This is a genomic window from Desertibaculum subflavum (assembly GCA_003576705.1).
Classification (GTDB): domain Bacteria; phylum Pseudomonadota; class Alphaproteobacteria; order Ferrovibrionales; family Ferrovibrionaceae; genus Desertibaculum; species Desertibaculum subflavum.
Genome location: QOZS01000123.1, coordinates 1 through 3,400, shown reverse-complemented (window position 1 = coordinate 3,400; position 3,400 = coordinate 1). Strand labels below are relative to the sequence as shown.

Sequence of the window (3,400 nt, the reverse complement as noted above, 5' to 3'; positions counted from 1 at the left end):
GGCCCGGCGGCGGCGGTCGGAGGAGGCGGGGCAGGGGCCGGCCGCGCCGGCGCGACCGCTACAGCCGGCGCCGGTGCATTCGACGGCCGCTGCGCCGGCCGCGCCGCCATGGCGACTTCGACACGCCGTCGCGCCAGCGGGGCGAAGCGCCCGCCCGGAAAGGCTTCGAGATAGGCCTGGTAGTCGTCGGCCGCGGCGCTGTCCTTGATCGAGTTCCAGAAGGCGAGCTCGAGCGCCGCCTGCGCGTCGCTCGCCGTCGGCGCGGCCGGGGCGGCGCCGGCGATGGTCGCGCCGCGCGGCACGAAGATGAAATCGCCGCCCTCGTGCCCGGCGAAGCGGATGTCGGAATAGAGCGGCGTCTGCTGGGCGTTCGCCACCACGCGCGCCCGGAGGCGGGCGAACAGCTCGCTCGCGCTGACGATCTCCGCGTTCTCGCGCAACAGCGTGAGCAGCGCGCCGGCGAAGACAGAATGGCCGCTGCCGCCGCTATCGACCACCGGTTCGAGACTGCCCGAGGTGAGCGCGACGCGCGCCCGCCGCTCGCGCATGCGCTGCAGCAGCATGGTGCGCTCGCCGCCGCTCGGGATGCCGGTCTGCTCCGCGGCCCGGACCAGGCTGCCGGAATAGCAGCTGTCGGCGACCACCAGGATGTGGCGGGCCTGCATGGCGCGCAGGTTGGACGAGATCACCGCGACATCGACCCAGCGCGCCTCGTTCTCCTTCTCCGCGTCGATCGGCAGCCAGAAGCCGCGATCGGTCGCCTCGTCGATCAGGCCGTGACCGGCGTAGTAGATCAGCAGGCTGTCGGCGTCGCGCAGCTTGGACCGGTAGCCGTTGACGGCGCGGATGATGGCGTCGCGGTCGGCATTGAGCAGCAGCTCGACCTCGAAGCCGTAACGGGCCTTGAGCAGATCGGCGACGGCGCGGGCATCGCCCACCGCCGTCTTCAGCTTCGGCAGATGGCGGTAGTCGTTGTTGCCGATGACCAGCGCGACATAGCGGCCGAAATCCAGCCCCGCCTGGGCAAGCGCACCCGGCGCGCCGGCGAGCACGCTGACAAGCACCGCCACCACGAAACCGAGGAACCGCATGACCCCCACCCTGGCGGGCGAAGATTACGAAATCTTCTCGGAATCTTCAGCTGTTGCGCGCGTGTCGGCGATCACGAATCGCGGCCCAGATCCCGGCGGCAGATCCTGGCCCGCGGCGTCGATCAGGCGCGCCACAACCGCCGGGTCGCCGATTTCTTCGGCCAGCAGCAGGGCGAGCTTGGCCAGCATCAGCCGGTCGGTCTCCGGGCCGGCGCGATCGACCGCCTCGGCGAGCCGGCGCCACAGCGCCTCCAGGGCCTCGGGGGCAAGGGCCATCAGGCGGTCCCGCGGCCATAAAGGCGGCGGAGCGCCGCGGCGACTTCCGCCCCCTCCGGCCGGCGAAAACGGGCCGCCACATGCCCGTCGGGCCGAACCAGGTAGGCCGCACCGGGCGCGGCGTCGAGCAGCGACCGCACCCGGCCGGCATGGTCTTCCAGGGACAGGCCTGGGCCGGTCGACCCGCCGATCGGCACGAGATCAAAGGGCAGGGGGGCCCGGGGCGGCGGGCCGGTGTCGGCGAACCAGTAGAGGACCGGCCGCAGGCCGATCGCGTCCAGCAGATGGCCGGGTTTCGCCTGGTTGCCCCGGCGGAGGGTGACCGGCCCGTTCGGCAAGGTGGCGCCGGGCGGCGGGCCGTTCAGCCAGCGGTCGCGATCGGGTGTCGAGAGCGGCGAATCCGGGAAGGCGATCGCGGTGGTCTGCCGCGGATTGACCAGGGGCCTCGCGAAGTCGTGCCGCACGGCGAGGCTGAGGGCCGCTTCGCGCATCAGGGCATGGCCGGCGCTGGGCGGCGTCATGAACAGCGTGCTCATGCGTGCCTGGGCGATGTTCTCGTGCGCGGCGAAGACGCGCTCGCTCGAATAGCTGTCGAGCAGGCCGGGCGGGCCTGTCCCGGCCAGCACGGCGGCGAGCTTCCAGGCGAGGTTGGCGGCATCGTCGATGCCGGAATTCAGGCCGCGCACGCCGAAGATCGGCACGAGATGCGCGGCATCGCCGGCGAACAGCACGCGGCCATGGGCGTAGCGTGGCAAGGTCAGGCAATGCGCCTTGTAGAGGCTGGACCAGATCAGCCGCCACGGCGCCATCTCGCCGATCATCGCGAGATGCGCCTCGATGCGGGACTTCACACGCTCGGGCGCGAGCTCCGCCTCGGCGTCCTCGTCATCGCCGAGCTGGTAGTCGATGCGCCAGATGTCGTCCGGCTGGCGGTGCATCAGCACGGTGGAGCCGGGATTGGACGGCGGATCGAACCAGCAGCGCCGCTCGGTCGGGTGATTGCTCTTCAGGGCGATGTCGGCGATCAGGTAGCGGCCTTCATAGGAGGTGCCTTCGAGGGCGAGGCCGAGCGACTGGCGCGCGAAGCTGCGCGCGCCGTCGCAGGCGACCAGCCAGTCCGCGGCGAGGCCGTGCTCGCCTTCCGGTGTTTTCACGCGGAGGCGCGCGCCGTCGCCGCTGGCGTCGAGGCCGACGATCTCCGAGTGCCAGCGCAGGTCGATCTCCGGCCGGGCGAGCGCCGCGTCGACCAGGATCTGCTCCTGCCAGTTCTGCTGCAGGTTGATCATCGGCGGGTGCTTCTGGTCGGCATCGTGCGGCATGGCGAGGCGGAACACCTCGTGCTCGCGCCAGAAGCTGACGCCGCCGGTCCAGGCGAGGCCCTTTGCCAAGGCGGCCTCGGCGACGCCGATGCGTTCCCAATGTTCGAGGCTCCGGCGTGACAGGCAGATGGCGCGGCTGCCGAAGCTGACCCGGTGGCGCGGCTCGATCACCACGCTCTTGACGCCATGGCGCGCGAGGGCGAGCGCCAAAGTGAGACCGACCGGGCCGCCGCCGGCAATGGCCACGGGCACATGGCCGCCGCGCCCGTCGAGCTCGGGCGGGCGGCGGAACGGATAGGCGGGAAAGCTGGAATAGGCGTCCGGACCGGCGGCCGACATGCTCACTTCTTTTTCCAGTCCAGCACCTCGTAATCCGGCGCGCGGTTGCGGAAGCGCACGATGGCCGTGCGGTCCTCGCGCCGCGCGCCCGGCATGGACGGCTCGATCCGGTAGGTGAACTCGATCTCCACGCTTTCGGCATCTAGGCGGACGAGGTCGTGCCCCACCGCGCCCTCGAAGGAATTGGCGTTGTCGTAGAAACGCCACGACTTGTCGTACTGCACGCGCAACCGGTCGCGCACCTTGGGCCATTCACGGGAAAGGGCGGCGGCATCGGCGATCGATCCGGCAGCCGCGGAGGGCGGCGCAACGGCCACCTGCGGCGCCGGCGCCGGCGCCGGCTGCGGCGGCGGTGCGGGCTGGGCTTGCGGCCGC

The 3,400-nt window shown here is 71.7% G+C and carries 4 protein-coding genes; all 4 read right to left on the bottom strand.

Annotation, left to right across the window (positions count from 1 at the left end; genetic code table 11):
• Positions 1-1,091: caspase family protein (locus tag DT074_RS27730; RefSeq protein WP_162915297.1), on the bottom strand; the 1,091-nt coding region annotated here is incomplete at its 3' end.
• Positions 1,092-1,115: 24 nt separating this feature from the next.
• The gene (locus tag DT074_RS27725; protein ID WP_368744958.1) at positions 1,116-1,367 is read right to left on the bottom strand and encodes a hypothetical protein; all 252 of its coding nucleotides are present in this window, start codon (positions 1,365-1,367) and stop codon (positions 1,116-1,118) included.
• Positions 1,367-3,025 carry an FAD-dependent monooxygenase gene (locus tag DT074_RS27720; protein WP_119423059.1) on the bottom strand — a complete coding sequence of 553 codons (1,659 nt, stop codon included), beginning with the start codon at positions 3,023-3,025 and terminating at the stop codon, positions 1,367-1,369. The genes DT074_RS27725 and DT074_RS27720 overlap by 1 nt, the downstream gene beginning before the upstream one ends.
• A gap of 2 nt (positions 3,026-3,027) precedes the next feature.
• On the bottom strand, positions 3,028-3,400 hold a 373-nt coding region (locus DT074_RS27715), incomplete at its 5' end, for a hypothetical protein (protein WP_368744957.1).

Coding starts and splice junctions, on each gene's coding strand:
- DT074_RS27725 (WP_368744958.1), bottom strand. CDS start 1,367: ATGGCCCTTGCCCCCGAGGCCCTGGAGGCGCTGTGGCGCCGGCTCGCC.
- DT074_RS27720 (WP_119423059.1), bottom strand. CDS start 3,025: ATGTCGGCCGCCGGTCCGGACGCCTATTCCAGCTTTCCCGCCTATCCG.